This window comes from Sphingomonas sp. PL20 (genome assembly GCF_017875905.1).
Lineage (GTDB): Bacteria > Pseudomonadota > Alphaproteobacteria > Sphingomonadales > Sphingomonadaceae > Sphingomonas > Sphingomonas echinoides.
On the sequence record NZ_JAGINH010000001.1, the window covers coordinates 20,680 to 38,788 of the forward strand.

At 64.6% G+C, this 18,109-nt stretch carries 21 protein-coding genes; 16 read left to right on the forward strand and 5 right to left on the reverse strand.

Annotated features, from left to right (window positions below):
- Positions 1–44 precede the first annotated feature (44 nt).
- Together H4W01_RS00125 and traA are read right to left on the reverse strand one after the other, a co-directional pair.
- Positions 45–764 (reverse strand): DUF6118 family protein, encoded by a 720-nt coding sequence (locus tag H4W01_RS00125; protein WP_209609287.1) that lies wholly within the window; start codon positions 762–764, stop codon positions 45–47.
- A gap of 8 nt (positions 765–772) precedes the next feature.
- On the reverse strand, positions 773–3,688 hold the full coding sequence (gene traA, locus H4W01_RS00130; protein ID WP_209609289.1) for a Ti-type conjugative transfer relaxase TraA: 2,916 nt from the start codon (positions 3,686–3,688) through the stop codon (positions 773–775).
- A 171-nt stretch (positions 3,689–3,859) separates the two neighbouring features.
- Here traA and H4W01_RS00135 point away from each other — a divergent pair, with 171 nt between their 5' ends.
- The 6 genes from H4W01_RS00135 (at position 3,860) to H4W01_RS00160 (ending at position 5,992) form a co-directional block, all read left to right on the forward strand.
- The gene (locus H4W01_RS00135) at positions 3,860–4,228 is read left to right on the forward strand and encodes a hypothetical protein (RefSeq protein ID WP_209609291.1); all 369 of its coding nucleotides are present in this window, start codon (positions 3,860–3,862) and stop codon (positions 4,226–4,228) included.
- A gap of 8 nt (positions 4,229–4,236) precedes the next feature.
- Positions 4,237–4,566 carry a conjugal transfer protein TraD gene (locus H4W01_RS00140; RefSeq protein WP_209609292.1) on the forward strand — a complete coding sequence of 110 codons (330 nt, stop codon included), beginning with the start codon at positions 4,237–4,239 and terminating at the stop codon, positions 4,564–4,566.
- Between the two features lie 13 nt (positions 4,567–4,579).
- Complete coding sequence (locus tag H4W01_RS00145; protein ID WP_031393026.1) at positions 4,580–4,804, forward strand: conjugal transfer protein TraD; 225 nt, start codon at positions 4,580–4,582, stop codon at positions 4,802–4,804.
- Positions 4,801–5,085 carry a hypothetical protein gene (locus H4W01_RS00150; RefSeq protein ID WP_209609294.1) on the forward strand — a complete coding sequence of 95 codons (285 nt, stop codon included), beginning with the start codon at positions 4,801–4,803 and terminating at the stop codon, positions 5,083–5,085. Before H4W01_RS00145 ends, H4W01_RS00150 begins: the two co-directional genes overlap by 4 nt.
- On the forward strand, positions 5,085–5,423 hold the full coding sequence (locus H4W01_RS00155; protein WP_209609296.1) for a transposase: 339 nt from the start codon (positions 5,085–5,087) through the stop codon (positions 5,421–5,423). Before H4W01_RS00150 ends, H4W01_RS00155 begins: the two co-directional genes overlap by 1 nt.
- 95 nt (positions 5,424–5,518) lie before the next feature.
- A complete protein-coding gene (locus H4W01_RS00160; protein WP_209609298.1) occupies positions 5,519–5,992 on the forward strand; it encodes a hypothetical protein in 474 nt (157 codons plus the stop codon).
- 329 nt (positions 5,993–6,321) lie between these two features.
- On the opposite strand, the gene H4W01_RS00165 is transcribed toward H4W01_RS00160, so the two are convergent.
- Entirely contained in the window at positions 6,322–6,777 is a 456-nt protein-coding gene (locus H4W01_RS00165; protein WP_209609301.1) for a MarR family winged helix-turn-helix transcriptional regulator, read from the reverse strand.
- Between the two features lie 74 nt (positions 6,778–6,851).
- Here H4W01_RS00165 and H4W01_RS00170 point away from each other — a divergent pair, with 74 nt between their 5' ends.
- The 7 genes from H4W01_RS00170 (at position 6,852) to H4W01_RS00200 (ending at position 13,466) form a co-directional block, all read left to right on the forward strand.
- A complete protein-coding gene (locus H4W01_RS00170) occupies positions 6,852–7,154 on the forward strand; it encodes a DUF3861 domain-containing protein (RefSeq protein WP_209609303.1) in 303 nt (100 codons plus the stop codon).
- Between the two features lie 59 nt (positions 7,155–7,213).
- Positions 7,214–8,686 carry an efflux transporter outer membrane subunit gene (locus tag H4W01_RS00175; RefSeq protein ID WP_209609306.1) on the forward strand — a complete coding sequence of 491 codons (1,473 nt, stop codon included), beginning with the start codon at positions 7,214–7,216 and terminating at the stop codon, positions 8,684–8,686.
- Complete coding sequence (locus tag H4W01_RS00180) at positions 8,683–9,165, forward strand: MFS transporter (RefSeq protein ID WP_209609308.1); 483 nt, start codon at positions 8,683–8,685, stop codon at positions 9,163–9,165. Before H4W01_RS00175 ends, H4W01_RS00180 begins: the two co-directional genes overlap by 4 nt.
- Before the next feature lie 322 nt (positions 9,166–9,487).
- The gene (locus H4W01_RS00185; RefSeq protein WP_126849571.1) at positions 9,488–10,033 is read left to right on the forward strand and encodes a hypothetical protein; all 546 of its coding nucleotides are present in this window, start codon (positions 9,488–9,490) and stop codon (positions 10,031–10,033) included.
- A gap of 156 nt (positions 10,034–10,189) precedes the next feature.
- On the forward strand, positions 10,190–10,834 hold the full coding sequence (locus tag H4W01_RS00190; RefSeq protein WP_126849570.1) for a recombinase family protein: 645 nt from the start codon (positions 10,190–10,192) through the stop codon (positions 10,832–10,834).
- Positions 10,834–12,495 carry an IS481 family transposase gene (locus H4W01_RS00195; protein WP_126849569.1) on the forward strand — a complete coding sequence of 554 codons (1,662 nt, stop codon included), beginning with the start codon at positions 10,834–10,836 and terminating at the stop codon, positions 12,493–12,495. Before H4W01_RS00190 ends, H4W01_RS00195 begins: the two co-directional genes overlap by 1 nt.
- Positions 12,495–13,466, forward strand: a complete 972-nt coding sequence (locus H4W01_RS00200; RefSeq protein WP_126849568.1) for an ExeA family protein — start codon at positions 12,495–12,497, stop codon at positions 13,464–13,466. Before H4W01_RS00195 ends, H4W01_RS00200 begins: the two co-directional genes overlap by 1 nt.
- Before the next feature lie 153 nt (positions 13,467–13,619).
- Here the strand turns inward: H4W01_RS00200 and H4W01_RS00205 are convergent, their stop codons facing one another.
- Both H4W01_RS00205 and H4W01_RS00210 read right to left on the reverse strand, forming a co-directional pair.
- Complete coding sequence (locus H4W01_RS00205) at positions 13,620–13,829, reverse strand: Tn3 family transposase (RefSeq protein WP_209609312.1); 210 nt, start codon at positions 13,827–13,829, stop codon at positions 13,620–13,622.
- A gap of 370 nt (positions 13,830–14,199) precedes the next feature.
- Positions 14,200–14,655: a MarR family winged helix-turn-helix transcriptional regulator gene (locus H4W01_RS00210; RefSeq protein ID WP_209609301.1), complete on the reverse strand. Its 456-nt coding sequence runs from the start codon at positions 14,653–14,655 to the stop codon at positions 14,200–14,202.
- Between the two features lie 74 nt (positions 14,656–14,729).
- On the opposite strand from H4W01_RS00210, the gene H4W01_RS00215 reads away from it, so the two are divergent.
- The 3 genes from H4W01_RS00215 to H4W01_RS00225 are packed head-to-tail and all read left to right on the forward strand — an operon-like array spanning position 14,730 to position 18,108.
- Complete coding sequence (locus tag H4W01_RS00215) at positions 14,730–15,032, forward strand: DUF3861 domain-containing protein (protein WP_209609303.1); 303 nt, start codon at positions 14,730–14,732, stop codon at positions 15,030–15,032.
- 59 nt (positions 15,033–15,091) lie between these two features.
- The gene (locus H4W01_RS00220; protein WP_209609306.1) at positions 15,092–16,564 is read left to right on the forward strand and encodes an efflux transporter outer membrane subunit; all 1,473 of its coding nucleotides are present in this window, start codon (positions 15,092–15,094) and stop codon (positions 16,562–16,564) included.
- A complete protein-coding gene (locus H4W01_RS00225; protein ID WP_209609314.1) occupies positions 16,561–18,108 on the forward strand; it encodes an MFS transporter in 1,548 nt (515 codons plus the stop codon). Before H4W01_RS00220 ends, H4W01_RS00225 begins: the two co-directional genes overlap by 4 nt.
- Position 18,109 lies beyond the last annotated feature (1 nt).

Sequence of the window (18,109 nt, forward strand, 5' to 3'; positions counted from 1 at the left end):
CCGTCTGCCGAACATCTTGCTGGCCAGCGCCGCAGCCGAGAATTTTATTGCCCGCTGTCCGGTCCAACTCTGACCGTACATCGCACCAGCTCGCGGGCCTTGCTCGCTGCCTTGCTGCACCGCTCGATCGCCTCGCGGTTCGCCTGAACGATTAGCGCGCCTGTGAGCATCGCGTTCCATGCCTCGGGCTGACTCACGCCCGCAAGCCGGCGCGCGCCGTCCCACATCGGCATGTCTAGCGTGCTGGCTGCCATTCGCTCGGGCCAATGCCAGCTCGTCGGCGCGATCTCGCGCACAACGAGGCCCGGCACGATCGCCCACGCGACAATGCCGATCGCAACGCCACCCACGCCGAACCATAGCTGCCGGTTCTTTTGGTCGGCTCGCGTCCATGCGGACCCGGCGATGGTGCGAAGCTCGGCCATGACGCGGGCCTTGTCCTCTCCCGCCTTGGCGAGCGCCGCCTGATCCTCGCGCCTCGCGGCGCTGCCCGCTGCCGCAATCCGCTGCGCCATCTGCTCGGGCGTCATCGCCAGCGCCGGACTCCGCGCGATCACGTCGTTTATGACCGCGATCCGGTCGGCTGTGGCGTCCACGCCCTGCTGCATCCGCCCTAGAGTCTCGGAATAGTCGGGCATGTCGATCGCGCCGCGCTCGGCCGTCAGCCCCTCGATCGCCCGCCGCAACAGCATGACCTCGGCCCGGACCTCCGCCAACGCCTCGGCCGCCGCGTCGCTGCCGTCATACTCCGCTTCGTCCGTCATCCCTGCTCCTACCGGCTCATGCCGCGATCGCGGTCCCGCCCGATGCTGACCGACTGCGCTAATTCCTGCCCGATCGACCGCCCCCGCTCCATGCTCAACGCCAGCTCGGGCGCGCGACGGCGCAACACGGATTCGAGCTGCGGGTCGCGGTGCAACCCGCCCGCGATGCCTTCCATGCGCTTGCCCAGCTTCTCCGCGCCCGCGCGATTACCGGCGCGCTCCATGCTGGCCCGCGCCTCCTTCATGCCCTGCCACTGCTCCACGAACCGGCCTGCGCGCTTCTCCGGGTCGATGCGGACCTGGCGCTCCGTCTCCATCGCCTTCGCCGCGCCGCCCGTGTTGCCCTCGGCCGCATCACGCGCAAGCCGGCGGTCGCGCTCGATCGCGCTGGCAAGGTCACGCGCAGCATTGGGCCGGGTCTGGTCGAGCGCATCGCCTGCCTTCGCCAGCGCCTGTTCTTGATGCGCCAGTACCGGCAGCCCTTTCTCCCGCATCCGGCCTATATCCGCTGCGGCGCGCCCATAGCGTTCGATCGCGCGCGCCTGCGAGGGCACTAGCGGCCGATCGGCCGCGACACGCTCCGGCGACGTCGTTTTCTCGGTCGCCGGCTTCGGCCGGAAGCCGTCGAACATGCCCCGCGCCTTGTCGCGGACCTTCGCCACCATTTCACGCGCGAGTTCCGGGAATCGGATCTCGCGCCGATCGGCGAACGCGCGGACCTGGTCCTGCGCGGGGACCGCATAATCGCCGGCCATGTCCTTGCCCCGGTCGCGCGACAAGGCACGGGCGAGCTGGCGCTGATCGGCGAAGTCGTCGCGACCATAATGGAGCTGCACGTCGTCGCGGTGCCGCGACATGCCGACATAGGCACTGTGGCGGTCCATGCCGGGGGTAGCGAGGACGTGCGCGCGATCGACTGTCACGCCCTGCGATTTGTGGAACGTCGCCGCATAGCCGTGATCGACATGGGCGTAATCCTTGGTGTCGAACGCGACGTGCGCGCCGCTGTCGAGCCGAACCTTCATGCCCTCGGCCGACACCTGCTCGATCGTGCCGAGCGTCCCGTTCTTCACCCCTAGCGACCGCTCGTTCCGCAGGAACATCAAGCGGTCGCCGCTCGCGAACGCGCGCGTCCCCCGGTCGGCGCTGAACGTCACGTCGTCGCCAAGGTCGCCGGTCGCGCGAAGTCGGCCGCGCGCCTCCTCGTTCAGCTCGCGGACCTCGGCGTTGGTATGGGTGAGGATAACACGGGATTTGCCCGGTTCGGCTTGGCGCGCGCGATCCCAGCCATCGACCAGCTCGCCCCGCGCCTGCTCGCGCGTGTCGGCCGCGTGGACCATGCCCTTACCGTCATAGGCATGGATCGCCTCGCCGGTGCGCCCGGTCGCCAGCGCACGCGTGGCGTCGCGCTGCCAGTCTTCGCGCTGCCGGCGTATCTCGGTGATCTCGGCCGCGCCGTGCCGCTCGGTGACGCTGCGGAACGCCGCGCCCGCCTCGATCGCCTGCAACTGCTCGGGGTCGCCCACCATCACGACCTTGGCTCCGGCATCGCGCGCCTGGCTCAACACGCGCTCCATCTGGCGCGAGCCGATCATGCCTGCCTCGTCCACGACCAGCACGTCCTTGGGGCCTAGCTGCTCGCGCCCTTGCCCCCATGCGTGTTCAAGGCTGGCGATCGTGCGGGACTGGATGCCGGACCCGCCCTCAAGGTTCTCGGCAGCGATGCCCGACAAAGCCGCGCCGCGCACGGTGTAACCCGCCCGTTCCCATCCATCGCGCGCCACCCCCAACATGGCCGATTTGCCGGTGCCGGCATAGCCGATCACATTGGCGATGCCGCTCGGACCTACTATATGCTCCAATGCGGCTCGCTGTTCTTCCCCGAGCACGAGTCCTTCACTCCCGGCGCGCGTGATCGCCCCCTCGATTGCTTGCGCCGGGAGACCATGCCCAACCCTGCCCGCCAGTTCGTCGCCCGCGCGCTCAAGCCGGTTCTCCACCGCGATCATGTCGCGGGACGTGAACCGCTCCTGGTCACGCCCGTCCTTCCCCAATGCGACCAGCTCGGGCGATCCGCGAACCGCTCCCATCACCTGGTCGAACTGCTCCTTGCCGTCGCTGTGCCGGAACGCGAACGTGGCAAGATCGCGGGTGGTGAACGTCGCTTGGCTACGGGTGATGGCGTCCAGCGCGACATTGGGATCGGCGATGATCTTCTCGCCGTTCTCCCGCGCGATGCGCGTGTGATCCTCGATCCGCTCGGCCTCAAGCCCCTGTTCCGGTCGCCGCGATGCTGCGGGTCCGATCTTGTGCTGCGGCTCCAGCGCGATGCCCTGCGCCTCATAGCTGCGATGGTCGATCCGGCCTTCGAAACCCAACTCAGCCATGCGCTCGTTGACGTGCGCGCTCCACGCCTCGCGCCAGTCCTTCAACAGCTCGGTCGAGTTCCAGTCGCGATTCTTCTTCCCGAACCCCTCCGGTCCAACCTCGCGCATCGTCATCATGACATGCGCGTGCGGCTTGGGCGTGCCGTCCTTCGCCTTGTCCCAATGCACGTTGAGGTCCGCGACCATCCCGCGATCGATGAACTGCGCTTTCACGAAATCCCTGGCGAGCGCGACGCCCTGTTCCTTCGTCATCTCACGCGGAATCGAAAACTCTACCTCGCGGGCAAGCTGCGCGTCCTTCCGCTTCTCGCCGGCCTCGACCTCGTTCCACAGTGTAGTGCGGTTGTTTAAACGCTCCGGCGCACCCTCCGGCAACATCACCTCCGAGTGGATGACGCCCGCCTTGTTGCTGAAGTCGTGATCGCGCCCGAGCCGGTCGTCGTGCAGCTCGGATGCGGAGCGATAGGCGGCGCTCGCAACGGCGCTCGATCCGTTTGCGCGGCTCACAACCTTGGCGGAGAAGTGGTAGATCGCCATGACGCTCTGCACACTGCCCTACTTAGCGCACGTCGGCAACGACGTATAAGCGCGCACTCAAACTCGCTGCGCTCCTCGTGACTGACTTGGTGCTGGTTTGCGATGTGATGGTCTTCCCCCTACCGACCCAGCGCGCTAAGTTGGCGGCGACGATCCACCTGGGGATGAGCGATGGCTACGAAAGTATATGAAGGCAGCAGCAACAAGGTGCTCGCAACGCTCGATGGAATGAAGCTGAACGAAGGGACCACCAATACCCAGATCGCACGAATCGACGCGAACAAGGTCTATCGTGGCACCTCGAACACGCAGCTTCTCAAGATCGATGGCGTGAAGGTGTTCCAAGGCACGAGCAATACCCAGCTTGCCCGCATCGAAAACGGCAAGGTGTATCGCAGCACGTCCAACACACAGGTCGCCGCAATCCACGGTGGCAAGATCACCGAAGGCACCTTGAATACCGTGCTAGGCCGGATCGACGGACCGCATACGATCGCCCAAACAGCGGCGATCCTCCATCTCGTATTCGCACTGATCTGAGGTCTGTCATGCGCAAGGTCAGAGATTACGACGCGGAGCTGCGCGCGCTGAACGACAAGGCCCGCTCACTCAAAGCGAAGCGGGTCGAACAACTTGGCCAGCTCGTCACCGCAACCGGGGCCGATGCGTTCGACGCGGAAACCCTCGCCGGCGTGCTGCTCGATGCGACCGGGTCGAAAGATGCGGGCGCAAAGGAGGCATGGCGCGCGAAGGGCGCTGCCTTCTTTCAACGGCGTGGGCGCAAAGGTGGCGGCGCCGCTGCAATCGACGGATCGGGCGCTGCGACTGAACCGGGCGGCAACGCTGCGGGCGGAAGCGGCACAACGCCGAACGGATAGCAGGGGCTGGGTCGTGCAACGTCGCGAGCGAACGCGCCATCTGATTGAGCTAGGCGGGCTGGTCCAGAAAGCCGGACTGGTCGAGCTGACCGACGACGATCGCGCCACCCTCTACGGGGCGCTGCTCGATCTAGCGGGGCGTGGTCGCGGCGACGATGCCGGCGACGTGCTGGCGCTGTGGAAGCGGCGCGGCAAGCGGGCGTTCGATGCGGAAGCGGAAGGGAGCGAAGCGCAGTGAGCGATTTCGATATCGAGGCAATCCGCCGCCAGGTCCGCGCGATGGATTTCGTGCGCGGCACGCCAACGGAAATCGCGATGTGGCACGAGGACATGGCGGACTCGCGCGCCAACCTGGTCATCGAGGACATGATCCCTACGCACAACGACGATGCGTTTTTCGGGATGATGTTGGATGAGGGCGTGCCCCCTCCCCTCGTGTCGCAAATCCTGCTCCGGCTGCTCGATCATCCCGACGCCGATCGGTCCCTGCCGATCACGCCTATTCAACGGACGACGTGATGCCCAAAACCGTCGATCGGAATGAACAGATTGCGTCCTTCGACACAGGCCCTTTGCTGCGGACGGTGGATGATCTGGACGCGATGCGCGATCACCTCAAAGGCGATAATTTCAATGCACCGGAGATGCGGCACGACCTGCTGCGCCTGCACGGGTTAGCCATGCGCTTCGTCAATGAGGCGCACGCCGATCCGGTCATGGCCGAAGAAATGTTCGACCTGGCGGCAGACCTTGAATGTCGCATCCAAGACCTGTCCGACGCGCTGGCGAGGATGCTTGCTCCGATCCGCACGCTGCAAGCATTGGAACCGAGCGATCAGGAAAGACCGGGTTTTTGATGTGCTCGCCTTTGCAGAACGCTATCATATTCTGATCTTGAGATATTCCGAGCGTAACGACGCCCCGGTCATTACGCTCCCGCTGGGGAAGTAGCATGGGCCTTGCGCGCGCCACCCGTAATCTCGCCCGCACCGCCCGTGCCAACCCGATGTGGGCCTTGTTCGGCATCCTGCTCGCCCCTTTCCGGTTCGCCCGGCACATCATCGGCGTGGTCCTGTTCGCAATGGTGCTGTTCGTGGCGCTATTCCTCCTGCTGATGCTGGCGATCTGGTACTTCGGCCTCGATAAGAACGGCGCTGTCGCTCAGCTTGGCGTGTTCGGGATCAGCGGTGCCGTGGTCCTGGTCACGGCCTGGATGTTCGTCCTGCCCCTGCTTCGCCGGTTCGACTATGGTGATAGCGCCGACACGCATGGTTCGGCCCGCTTTGCCACAGCCGGGGAAGCCCAAGCCCTCAACGACGATCACGGCCTGCTGATCGGTCGTGACGTGAAAACCGGCAAGCCGATGCGCTATGCCGGTCCCGCCCATCTGGGGTCAGTACATAGAACGGACCCAGATATACGCTAAGCGCCGACAGACCCGCTCAGGTGTCGGCAAACACCTGTTTGTCGGACAGCCGTCGGGAATAATGTGGTTTGGGAAAAATCTGCCGTTCCTTGCGGCTCGGTCGTATGGCGGCTTCCGGCGTATGACCTGCCGGTTGTCGAGCCAAAGGCGGTCATAACGGAGGCAATTTGCCGTTTTCGGAAGCCGACATTCTGGGGGTCGTTCTGACCCCTGCAAGCCGTTGGATGAGCTAGGGGGTAAAGTTGTCAAACCGTCCGGTTGTGACACGTAGATCGCGTAGATTGCCACATACGGGGCCCCGGCTGTGATGGCTAAGGTTCTTTCCTTCTCTACTCGCTGCTTGAGTGGTTCGTCTCGCCGGCATCGAGATTGTCGAGTTGCTGTTTCATCTTGCTAAGGGCGCCAGCCATCAGGTGACGCTCTTCCACTGACAGATTTGCCATTGCCGCGGCGCTGAGAGCGGCACGTTCTTTCAGCAACAAAGCACACGCTCGCTCGCCATCGCCGGTCAGGCTCAATCGATGTGATCGCCAATCGGACTCATGCGCGGTGCGGGCAAGCAGGCCAGCGGCCTCCAGTTCCTTGATCGTGCGTGCGATCTGCGCCTTGTCACGCCCTGTCCACGCGGCCAACTCCTGCTGGGAGCTGCCGGGACGCCGGTGAAGGATTGCGAGTAATCGCCCCTGAAAGGGCGCTAGCCCCAATACCCGGATAGCCCCAAGTTCCTGAAGGCGGGCCTGAAAGGCGGCGGAGACTTCCCCGAGGAGGCTGACCAATTCGTCCATGACTCATCATACCATATCAGTTGACACTATCAAGCAACCATGTCACTTGATTCTATCAACTGATGGATTCGCACATGCCTCATTCTTATCGCATTACCGTCCAGAGCCTCGCGACCGATCCTCCGGCGATCCATCCTGAGGGTCTCAGCTTTGATGTGACCAACCATGACGAACTCTTCCAACTGATCGAGCGCGTTCGAGGTGGTGGCGTCTTGCCGGAAGAAGAGGTGGCCGAGTTCACCATCGGTTTGAAGCTGTTCAGCGAGGTCATGCTGCGCCATCGCCGCGAGCCGCTGTTTGCAGACCTCTTCCCGCACTTCGGAACGTTCATGAAGCAGCTGAAAGGCGGCGCCAAAAAGGAAGCGGCGCAGGGATGACTGGCCATGCTTCAACTGCTGGCCGCACTGGGCGCCTTATCGCCCTGCTCGCGACGTCGATGCTGGCGGCGTGCACTGTCGGGCCGGATTTCTCCCGTCCCACAGTGACACCGCCGCCTGCTGCGACCTCTACGTCCATCAACACCGACCTTGCCGCAACCAGGCCCATCGCAGCGGACTGGTGGAAGGCATTTGGCGATCCAGTCCTCGACGCCATCGAACAACAGGTGCTGGCGGGAAACCTCGATATCCAGGAAGCGGCAACGCGCGTGCAGCGAAGCCGCGCCGCCTTGCGCATTGCCGGCGCCGACCTGGGCCCGCGTGCGGGTGCGGCAGCGTCCTACATGCGGGAACGGGCAAGCTCAAAGGGTATCCTCGGTCTGACCGGAGCGGAAGCTCCCGCGTCGGATGCCGCCGGTGGTTCGAACCCGTTCGGTGCGACGACACTGCCAGGCAGCAACGGCTCACCTGCTTACGATCTCTTCCAAGTCGGCGTGGATGCGTCGTGGGAAATCGATCTCTGGGGCAAGAACCGCCGCAATCGTGAAGCTGCGCGTGCCGACGCTCAGGCCTCCTTCTATGACCAGCAGGCGCTCCAGGTTTCGCTGAGCGCTGAAGTCGCACGCGTCTATGCGACCCTCCGCGGTGCCGAAGCCCGGCTCGAGGTGCTGAAGCGCAACCGCGGCACGGTGGCCCGTGGGCTGGAGATCGCACGGCAGCGCCAGCAGCAGGGCGCTGCCAGCCAGTATGACGCGGCGACCGCAGCCGCTCAGCTCTCCGCGATCGAGGCCAGCATTCCCGGCACGGTTCGCGAAGCAGCTGCGGCGCGCAACGCCCTCGCTCTGCTCTGCGGGCAGGAGCCGCATGCACTCGACACCGTTCTCGCGTCGACCGCTGCCGAACTTGTCACCGTGCCGGATGATCTCGCAGGGGGCCTTTCCTCCAATCTGGCGCGTGCACGTCCCGATATCCTGGCCGCCGAAGCGGCGTTACACGCCGCCACGGCGCGCATCGGTGTCGCCAAGGCGGACTTCTATCCGAGCCTGACCCTGGCCGGAAGCTTCGGCACGCAGGCGCTCGGCCTGTCCGACCTCGCAGGCTGGAGCGCGCGACAGTTCATCGTCGGACCCAGCCTGCACCTGCCGATCTTCGAGAACGGGCGCCTCAAGGGACAGCTTCAGCTTGTCGAGGCCGACCAGCAGGCAGCGGCGATCCGTTACCGCGCCACCGTCCTGCGCGCCTGGCACGAGATTGATGATGCCCTGGAGACGATGCGCGCTGAACGCGCCCGCTACGCGGCGGCCCAGCAGGGCGTCGAGCAAAGCCGTATTGCCGTCCATGTCGCCGAGCGGCGCTATCGCAGCGGCGCCACCGGCTATAACGACGTGTTGATCGCTGAGCGCGCCGAGCTGGAGCGCGAAGTAGAATTGGCGGATGCCCGCGCGGCCCACGCGGTGGCGGTGACCAGCCTCTACAAAGCGCTCGGCGGTGGCTGGGTGCCGCCCGCCGCACCAGTCGGGAAGTCCTCGTGACTACCATCACCCACGCGCCTCCATCGCTTGATGGGCCACCTGTCGGCGCTCCGCCGCCCGCTCCATTCGGTCTTAAGCTTGCCACGGGCCTAACGGGCGTCCTCATCGCCGCGATGATGTCCGGCCTCAACAACAGGGTCGGAGCGCTTGGCCTTACGGATGTGCAAGGCGCCCTCGGCCTTGGCGCCGATGCGGGTCATCTGCTTGGTACCGTATATACCGCGGCCGAACTTGCGGCGATGCCGATCGCTGCCTGGTTCGCGGTCACCCTCTCGTTCCGCCGCTTCCACCTCGGCTTGGTAGCTGGATTCCTGGCCCTTGGCATGCTGCTCCCGCTCGCGCCGGATTACGGCTCGCTGCTGACGCTCCGCGCGCTGCAAGGCCTGCTGGGCGGAGCAATGATCCCGCTGCTGATGACCGCAGCGCTGCGCTTCCTGCCCCCTTCCATCAAGCTGCACGGGCTCGGCCTGTACTTGTAGCGGCTTGCAATGATGATCGCCCGGAACTGCAATAAAGGGCGGTTTCCGGCTCACATTGGGTGAGACGTTAGGGGCCGGCAGGCTCACATTGGTTGAGACGCAAATCACAATCGGTGCGACGGACGCGAGATGTTCGGCGATCGGCGCAGGATCGCGGACACGCCATGACGTTGCGACTTCGTGGCCCTTTCGACCTGTGAGGTTGCTAAGCCATGACAGACCGCAGGCATGGTCCGCTCCGCACGACGCTTGCAATCACGCGGTGCTGCCTCCAGTCGAAGGCGACGTGCTCACGATGCTGCAGCGAAAGGACGGGTGCGAGATGACCGATGCCAACCGGATCGCTGCCGCCATTAACCTGCGGGTCCGCCAGCTTGAAGCGCAGGGAATCACCGGGATCGCGCTGGCCAATCATATGATCGGCCACATGCAGGACCTGCACGCCATCTACACCACTGCAAGCGACCGGGCGTTACGCGATCTGTGTGACCGCTTTCCCGGGTTTGAGCGTTATGCCAGAATCATGGAGGAGGTTTCGGAACGGAACCAGGCCATGATGGCCTCCGGCAGCCATCCCCATGGCGATTTACCCGAGTTGCCTGAGCCCATGAAAGCAAAGCTCGTGCACGTGCTGCGCGCTGCCGCCGAACTCGAGCGAGAGGCCCAGGCAGCCGTTGATGGTCGCACAGGCGACCTGTCGGAGCGATTGACGGAGTTGAGGCGAAGTTGGGCCGACGGCTGCGCGCGATTAGTATCCGAATTCAAATCCTCGGATTTACCGCTCGGTTCCCAGGCTTTGGTGGAACAGGTGCTCAAGGCGACAGCAGAAAGAATTTGCAAGGCGGTGGAAAACCGTAGCGCAGCCTGATCGCCGGAAACCGATGCCGGGACCGCCAGGAAAACGAGCGGTTTTCTCGCGGTCGGGCGATGCCGCTTCCGGCTGCCCGAAAACAGCAAGAAAACCCGTTGTGAAAACCAGCGCCATCTTGCACCATGCCGGTGATCTTTTCTGGCGGGGTACGCATTGCTCATCGGCTATATCCGGGTGTCCAAGTCGGACGGCACGCAAACGCTGGAGCCGCAGCGCGACGCACTGTTCGCGGCCGGCATCGATCCATCCCGCATCTATGAGGATATGGCCTCGGGTCGGCATGATGCCCGGCCGGGACTCACCGCCTGCCTGAAGGCGCTCCAGCCAGGCAACACGCTCGTCATCTGGAAGCTCGACCGGCTCGGTCGCGATCTGCGTCACCTCGTGACGACGGCGGAGGATCTCCGGTCGCGCGGGGTCGGGTTGAAGGTCCTGGCCGGTGCCGGCGCGCAGATCGACACAACGTCTGCCAATGGCCGTCTCGCTTTCGGCATCTTCGCGGCGTTCGCCGAGTTCGAGCGCGAGTTGATCGCCGAGCGCACCCATGCCGGCCTTGCTGCGGCGCGCGCGCGCGGTCGCATGGGCGGTCGGCCGCGCAAGATGAACCGGGCGACGCTGACGATGGCGATGGCGGCGATGTCCGATCGGGGTGCCGTCGCAGCCGATGTCGCCAAGCGGCTCGGAATCACGACCACCACGCTCTATGTCTACGTCAACGGCGACGGCACTCCCAAGGCGCCGGGGCAGGCGTTGCTCGATGCTGGTCCCAGTCGGCAACTACAAAGCCAGGCTGCGTAATGAGCGCGGGCGTCACGGTCCCCATTGAGGCGATCGTGACGCTCCGGCGTCGATTGGCGGCACTTCCGGCGAGGCATCCTGAGCGGCAGCCGCTGATGGCATCGACCGCCGAACTCTACGATATCAGCCGCGCCACGCTCTACCGGCTGTTGCGCGGCGAGAGGCGTCCGAAGGACGCGCACCGCGCCGATCGTGGTCTGTCGCGGACGATGCCTGCCGACGAGATTGAGTGGTGGTGCGAGGTCGTCGCGGCGATGAAGAGCCGCACGACCAACCGGCAGGGTCGTCGCCTCTCGACGAAACGTATCCTCGAAATCGTCACTGAACACGGCGTCGAGACCCCCGATCGCGGTCTGGTGAAGCTGCCGTCAGGGCGCTTGGCGGCCTCGACGCTCAATCGCCACATGCGGCAACGCGGGTACGACACCGAGCGGATGACGCGCGAGCCGACTGCGGTGCGCTATCAGGCCGAACGCGCCAACATGCTCTGGCATTTCGACATGAGCCCGTCGGACCTCAAACAGTTGAAAGCCCCGACCTGGATCGATCCCGATCGGGGCGGCGCACCGACGCTGATGCTGTTCTCGGTGGTCGATGACCGGTCGGGCGTCGTCTATCAGGAATATGCGCTGGTTTACGGCGAGGATGCCGAGGCGGCGCTGCGCTTCCTGTTCCGGGCGATGGCGCCGAAGGAGGACAATCCCTTCGAAGGCATTCCGGAGAACATCCAGCTCGATGGCGGCCCGGTCGGCAAATCGAGCGTGTTCAAGCGGGTCATGGAATGTCTCGGGATCACCGTCACCCCGCACATGCCGGCAGGGTCGGACGGACGCCGCACTACCGCGCGCGCCAAAGGCAAGGTCGAGCGACCGTTCCGCACCGTCAAGGAAGCGCACGAGACGCTGTACCACTTCCACGAACCCACCAGTGAGGAAGAGGCCAATCGCTGGCTGGCCCGCTACATCGCCACCTACAACGGTGGCGATCATCGTCGCGAGCCGCATTCCCGGATCGACGACTGGCTCGGGCATCTGCCCGACGGCGGCATTCGCGCCATGTGCGGTTGGGAGCGCTATTGTGCATTCGCCCGCGAGCCCGAACGCCGCAAGGTCGGGCTCGACTGCCGCCTGACCGTCGCTGGCGTTACCTATGAGGTCACGTCCGAGGTGGCCGGCGAAACGGTCGTCGTCTGGTGGGGGCTGTTCGACCAGGAGCTATGGGTTGAATATGGCGACGAGCGGTACGGACCGTTCGATCCGGTCGGAGGGCCGGTGCCGCTGCATCGCTACCGCAAACATCGCAAGAGCCGGCGTGAGATTCGCGCGGATCGGGTTGATGCGCTGGCAACGAAAATCGGGATTCCCCGCTCGGTCCTGACGGGCGAGAATGACATCGTGGTGATCGGTCGCAAGCCTGCCGATGGGATCGCGCCTGTGCCGGCCCGGCCATTTGCCGATCCCGACCCGTTCGGCGAACTCACCTTCGCCACGCCGCTCAAGGCACGCTTCGCCATATCCGAGGAGTTGCGCCTGCCCCTGGGCGGGCTTTGCGAGGAGGACCGCGCCTTCATCGACGCGCTGCTCGCGCGCACGCTCTCCAGGCCCGAGGTGATGGAAGAAATCCGCAGGCGATTCCCGCCCGGCCATAGACGGAGCGGCTGATGCAAACCGAGGTAATGCGCTATTACGGACTGGCCCGGCCTCCGGTCGATCTCGGCTTCTTCGAGACCGAGCATCATGCCCAGCTCACCCATGATCTGAAGACTGCGATTAATGGCGGACGCCTAGTTGCGCTCACCGCCACCATCGGCTCGGGCAAGACCGTGCTGACGCGGCGACTGCGCGAAGAGCTGGAGCGCGAGGGGCGCGTGATCGTGTCGCGCGCGCTCAGCCTGGAGAAGGCCAAGATATCGGTACCGCTGTTGGTCGCGGCCCTGTTCTACGACCTCTCGTCGGAGAAGACCGTCTCGATCCCCAGCCAGTCGGAACGGCGCGAACGCGATTTGCAGGAGCTGTTCCGCAAGGCCAAGCGGCCGGTCGCACTGTTCGTCGACGACGCGCACGACCTCCATCCCAAAACGCTGACCGCGCTCAAGCGCCTCGTCGAGCTTGTCACCGAGGGCGGCGGTCAACTTGCCGTGATCCTCGTCGGCCATCCAAAGCTGCGCAACGACCTCAAGCGCCCTCTTATGGAGGAAATCGGCGATCGGACGACGGTGTTCGAGTTTGGCGGTCTGCGCGACCGTCAGCGCGATTACATCGACTGGGCGCTGCGCACTGCGCTGTCGCCGGGGATTGAGCCCGATGCCGTGCTGACCGAGGATGCCGCGATCCTGCTCGCCGCCAAGCTCAAGACCCCGCTCCAGATCGGCCGTCATCTTGTGCGGGCGTTCGAGGCAGGGTTCGAGGCCAGCGTGAAACCGATCGACGCCGCGACCGTCGAGGGTGTGCTTTCACGCCAGATCGACGACCTCGAACCTCAGCTTACCCGCCACGGCTACGACACGAAGAGCCTGGCGGACCAGTTCTACGCCAAGCCGGCGGAAATCCGCCAATTGCTCCGGGGCGGACTCGACCCGGCTCGTGCGCGCGAACTGACCGACGATATGCGAGCAGCAGGATTGCCGCTTTGACCGCCGTGTCCGCGATCCTGCGCCCATCGCCGAACATCTCACGTCCGTCGCACCGAATGTGATTTGCGTCTCAACGAAACTGCGTCTGCCGCGCCCTTCCGTCTCACGCAATGTGAGCCGGAAACCGTCCTTTATTGCAGTTCCGGCCGCGCATCATTGCAAGCCACTACAGATACTCATCATTTCGCTGGAAGCGGTGACGCCATCGCCCCAGACCTTGGCGATCGATAAACGACGAAAATGGCCGAGAACGACGTCATTGGCCGTGCGAAGTCCATTTTTGCCTTGATCTGCACTGTGCTCAAGTCGGCGGATCATCGCCCCGACCGTGTCAGCGGCGAGACCCGAGACCATCCGCGCCATATCCGGGGTCAGTACATAGAACGGACCCAGATATACGCTAAGCGCCGACAGACCCGCTCAGGTGTCGGCAAACACCTGTTTGTCGGACAGCCGTCGGGAATAATGTGGTTTGGGAAAAATCTGCCGTTCCTTGCGGCTCGGTCGTATGGCGGCTTCCGGCGTATGACCTGCCGGTTGTCGAGCCAAAGGCGGTCATAACGGAGGCAATTTGCCGTTTTCGGAAGCCGACATTCTGGGGGTCGTTCTGACCCCTGCAAGCCGTTGGATGAGCTAGGGGGTAAAGTTGTCAAACCGTCCGGTTGTGACACGTAGATCGCGTAGATTGCCACATACGGGGCCCCGGCTGTGATGGCTAAGGTTCTTTCCTTCTCTACTCGCTGCTTGAGTGGTTCGTCTCGCCGGCATCGAGATTGTCGAGTTGCTGTTTCATCTTGCTAAGGGCGCCAGCCATCAGGTGACGCTCTTCCACTGACAGATTTGCCATTGCCGCGGCGCTGAGAGCGGCACGTTCTTTCAGCAACAAAGCACACGCTCGCTCGCCATCGCCGGTCAGGCTCAATCGATGTGATCGCCAATCGGACTCATGCGCGGTGCGGGCAAGCAGGCCAGCGGCCTCCAGTTCCTTGATCGTGCGTGCGATCTGCGCCTTGTCACGCCCTGTCCACGCGGCCAACTCCTGCTGGGAGCTGCCGGGACGCCGGTGAAGGATTGCGAGTAATCGCCCCTGAAAGGGCGCTAGCCCCAATACCCGGATAGCCCCAAGTTCCTGAAGGCGGGCCTGAAAGGCGGCGGAGACTTCCCCGAGGAGGCTGACCAATTCGTCCATGACTCATCATACCATATCAGTTGACACTATCAAGCAACCATGTCACTTGATTCTATCAACTGATGGATTCGCACATGCCTCATTCTTATCGCATTACCGTCCAGAGCCTCGCGACCGATCCTCCGGCGATCCATCCTGAGGGTCTCAGCTTTGATGTGACCAACCATGACGAACTCTTCCAACTGATCGAGCGCGTTCGAGGTGGTGGCGTCTTGCCGGAAGAAGAGGTGGCCGAGTTCACCATCGGTTTGAAGCTGTTCAGCGAGGTCATGCTGCGCCATCGCCGCGAGCCGCTGTTTGCAGACCTCTTCCCGCACTTCGGAACGTTCATGAAGCAGCTGAAAGGCGGCGCCAAAAAGGAAGCGGCGCAGGGATGACTGGCCATGCTTCAACTGCTGGCCGCACTGGGCGCCTTATCGCCCTGCTCGCGACGTCGATGCTGGCGGCGTGCACTGTCGGGCCGGATTTCTCCCGTCCCACAGTGACACCGCCGCCTGCTGCGACCTCTACGTCCATCAACACCGACCTTGCCGCAACCAGGCCCATCGCAGCGGACTGGTGGAAGGCATTTGGCGATCCAGTCCTCGACGCCATCGAACAACAGGTGCTGGCGGGAAACCTCGATATCCAGGAAGCGGCAACGCGCGTGCAGCGAAGCCGCGCCGCCTTGCGCATTGCCGGCGCCGACCTGGGCCCGCGTGCGGGTGCGGCAGCGTCCTACATGCGGGAACGGGCAAGCTCAAAGGGTATCCTCGGTCTGACCGGAGCGGAAGCTCCCGCGTCGGATGCCGCCGGTGGTTCGAACCCGTTCGGTGCGACGACACTGCCAGGCAGCAACGGCTCACCTGCTTACGATCTCTTCCAAGTCGGCGTGGATGCGTCGTGGGAAATCGATCTCTGGGGCAAGAACCGCCGCAATCGTGAAGCTGCGCGTGCCGACGCTCAGGCCTCCTTCTATGACCAGCAGGCGCTCCAGGTTTCGCTGAGCGCTGAAGTCGCACGCGTCTATGCGACCCTCCGCGGTGCCGAAGCCCGGCTCGAGGTGCTGAAGCGCAACCGCGGCACGGTGGCCCGTGGGCTGGAGATCGCACGGCAGCGCCAGCAGCAGGGCGCTGCCAGCCAGTATGACGCGGCGACCGCAGCCGCTCAGCTCTCCGCGATCGAGGCCAGCATTCCCGGCACGGTTCGCGAAGCAGCTGCGGCGCGCAACGCCCTCGCTCTGCTCTGCGGGCAGGAGCCGCATGCACTCGACACCGTTCTCGCGTCGACCGCTGCCGAACTTGTCACCGTGCCGGATGATCTCGCAGGGGGCCTTTCCTCCAATCTGGCGCGTGCACGTCCCGATATCCTGGCCGCCGAAGCGGCGTTACACGCCGCCACGGCGCGCATCGGTGTCGCCAAGGCGGACTTCTATCCGAGCCTGACCCTGGCCGGAAGCTTCGGCACGCAGGCGCTCGGCCTGTCCGACCTCGCAGGCTGGAGCGCGCGACAGTTCATCGTCGGACCCAGCCTGCACCTGCCGATCTTCGAGAACGGGCGCCTCAAGGGACAGCTTCAGCTTGTCGAGGCCGACCAGCAGGCAGCGGCGATCCGTTACCGCGCCACCGTCCTGCGCGCCTGGCACGAGATTGATGATGCCCTGGAGACGATGCGCGCTGAACGCGCCCGCTACGCGGCGGCCCAGCAGGGCGTCGAGCAAAGCCGTATTGCCGTCCATGTCGCCGAGCGGCGCTATCGCAGCGGCGCCACCGGCTATAACGACGTGTTGATCGCTGAGCGCGCCGAGCTGGAGCGCGAAGTAGAATTGGCGGATGCCCGCGCGGCCCACGCGGTGGCGGTGACCAGCCTCTACAAAGCGCTCGGCGGTGGCTGGGTGCCGCCCGCCGCACCAGTCGGGAAGTCCTCGTGACTACCATCACCCACGCGCCTCCATCGCTTGATGGGCCACCTGTCGGCGCTCCGCCGCCCGCTCCATTCGGTCTTAAGCTTGCCACGGGCCTAACGGGCGTCCTCATCGCCGCGATGATGTCCGGCCTCAACAACAGGGTCGGAGCGCTTGGCCTTACGGATGTGCAAGGCGCCCTCGGCCTTGGCGCCGATGCGGGTCATCTGCTTGGTACCGTATATACCGCGGCCGAACTTGCGGCGATGCCGATCGCTGCCTGGTTCGCGGTCACCCTCTCGTTCCGCCGCTTCCACCTCGGCTTGGTAGCTGGATTCCTGGCCCTTGGCATGCTGCTCCCGCTCGCGCCGGATTACGGCTCGCTGCTGACGCTCCGCGCGCTGCAAGGCCTGCTGGGCGGAGCAATGATCCCGCTGCTGATGACCGCAGCGCTGCGCTTCCTGCCCCCTTCCATCAAGCTGCACGGGCTCGGCCTGTACTCGCTGACGGCAACCTTCGCGCCCAACCTCGCCACCTGGCTTGCGTCCGCCTGGGTGGATGATCTCGGCGACTGGCGTCTGGTCTATTGGCAGATCATCCCGGCCGGCCTGCTCGCTCTCTGGGCGGTTTGGTGGGGCCTGCCGCAGGACCCGGTGCGCACCGAGCGCTTTCGTGAGATCGATTGGCTCGGGTTTGCGACCGGGCCGCTGGGACTGGCGCTGTTGGCCATCGGCTTGCTGGAAGGCGAGCGCCTGGACTGGCTTCACTCGCCCGCCATCGCCGCCGCCCTCATCAGCGGTGCCGCTCTGTTCGCGACTTTCCTGATCAGCGAGTGGTTCCACCACCTTCCATTCATCAAACTCCAGTTGCTGGAGAGGCGCAATTTCTGGCTCGCCTTCATCGTGTTCATGAGCATTCTCATCGTGCTGCTGGCAAGCTCCGCGCTCCCGGCCGACCAGCTCGTCCATGTTCAGGGCTTCCGCCCGCGCGAGATCGCGCCGATTGGCTTGATTGTCAGTTTGCCGCAGCTCGTGCTGGCGCCGATCATCTCGGCACTTCTATACAAGAAGTGGCTGGACGCCCGCCATCTGATGGCGCTCGGCCTGTTCATCGTCGCCGTGGGCTGCTTTCTCGGCAGCTATGTGACCAGCGAATGGATGGTGGAGCAGTTCTGGACCGTCCAGGTCTGCCAGACCATCGGGCAGCCGTTGGTGGTCATCCCGCTCCTCTTTCTTATCACAGGAGTGGCAGCACCGATGGAAGGACCGTTCGTGTCCGGCCTCGTCAACATGCTCCGCTCGATCGCCACGATCCTGGGCAGCGTCATCATCCAGCAGGGTCTGATCGACCGAGGTGCAGCGCACACGCGTGGCATGGTCGACCGTGCCGGTCGGCTCGGCGGTCTGGGCGACGCACATAGCTTGCTCGAACGCTTCGAGGTGCAGGCGACCACCTTGGCGATCGCCGATCTCTACCGCCTCATGGCGTTGATCGCTGTGGTGCTAATCCTTCCCACCCTTTGTCTCCAATATCTGCCGGCGCCCTCGCTGCCCCGGCAAACCAAGGACTGAT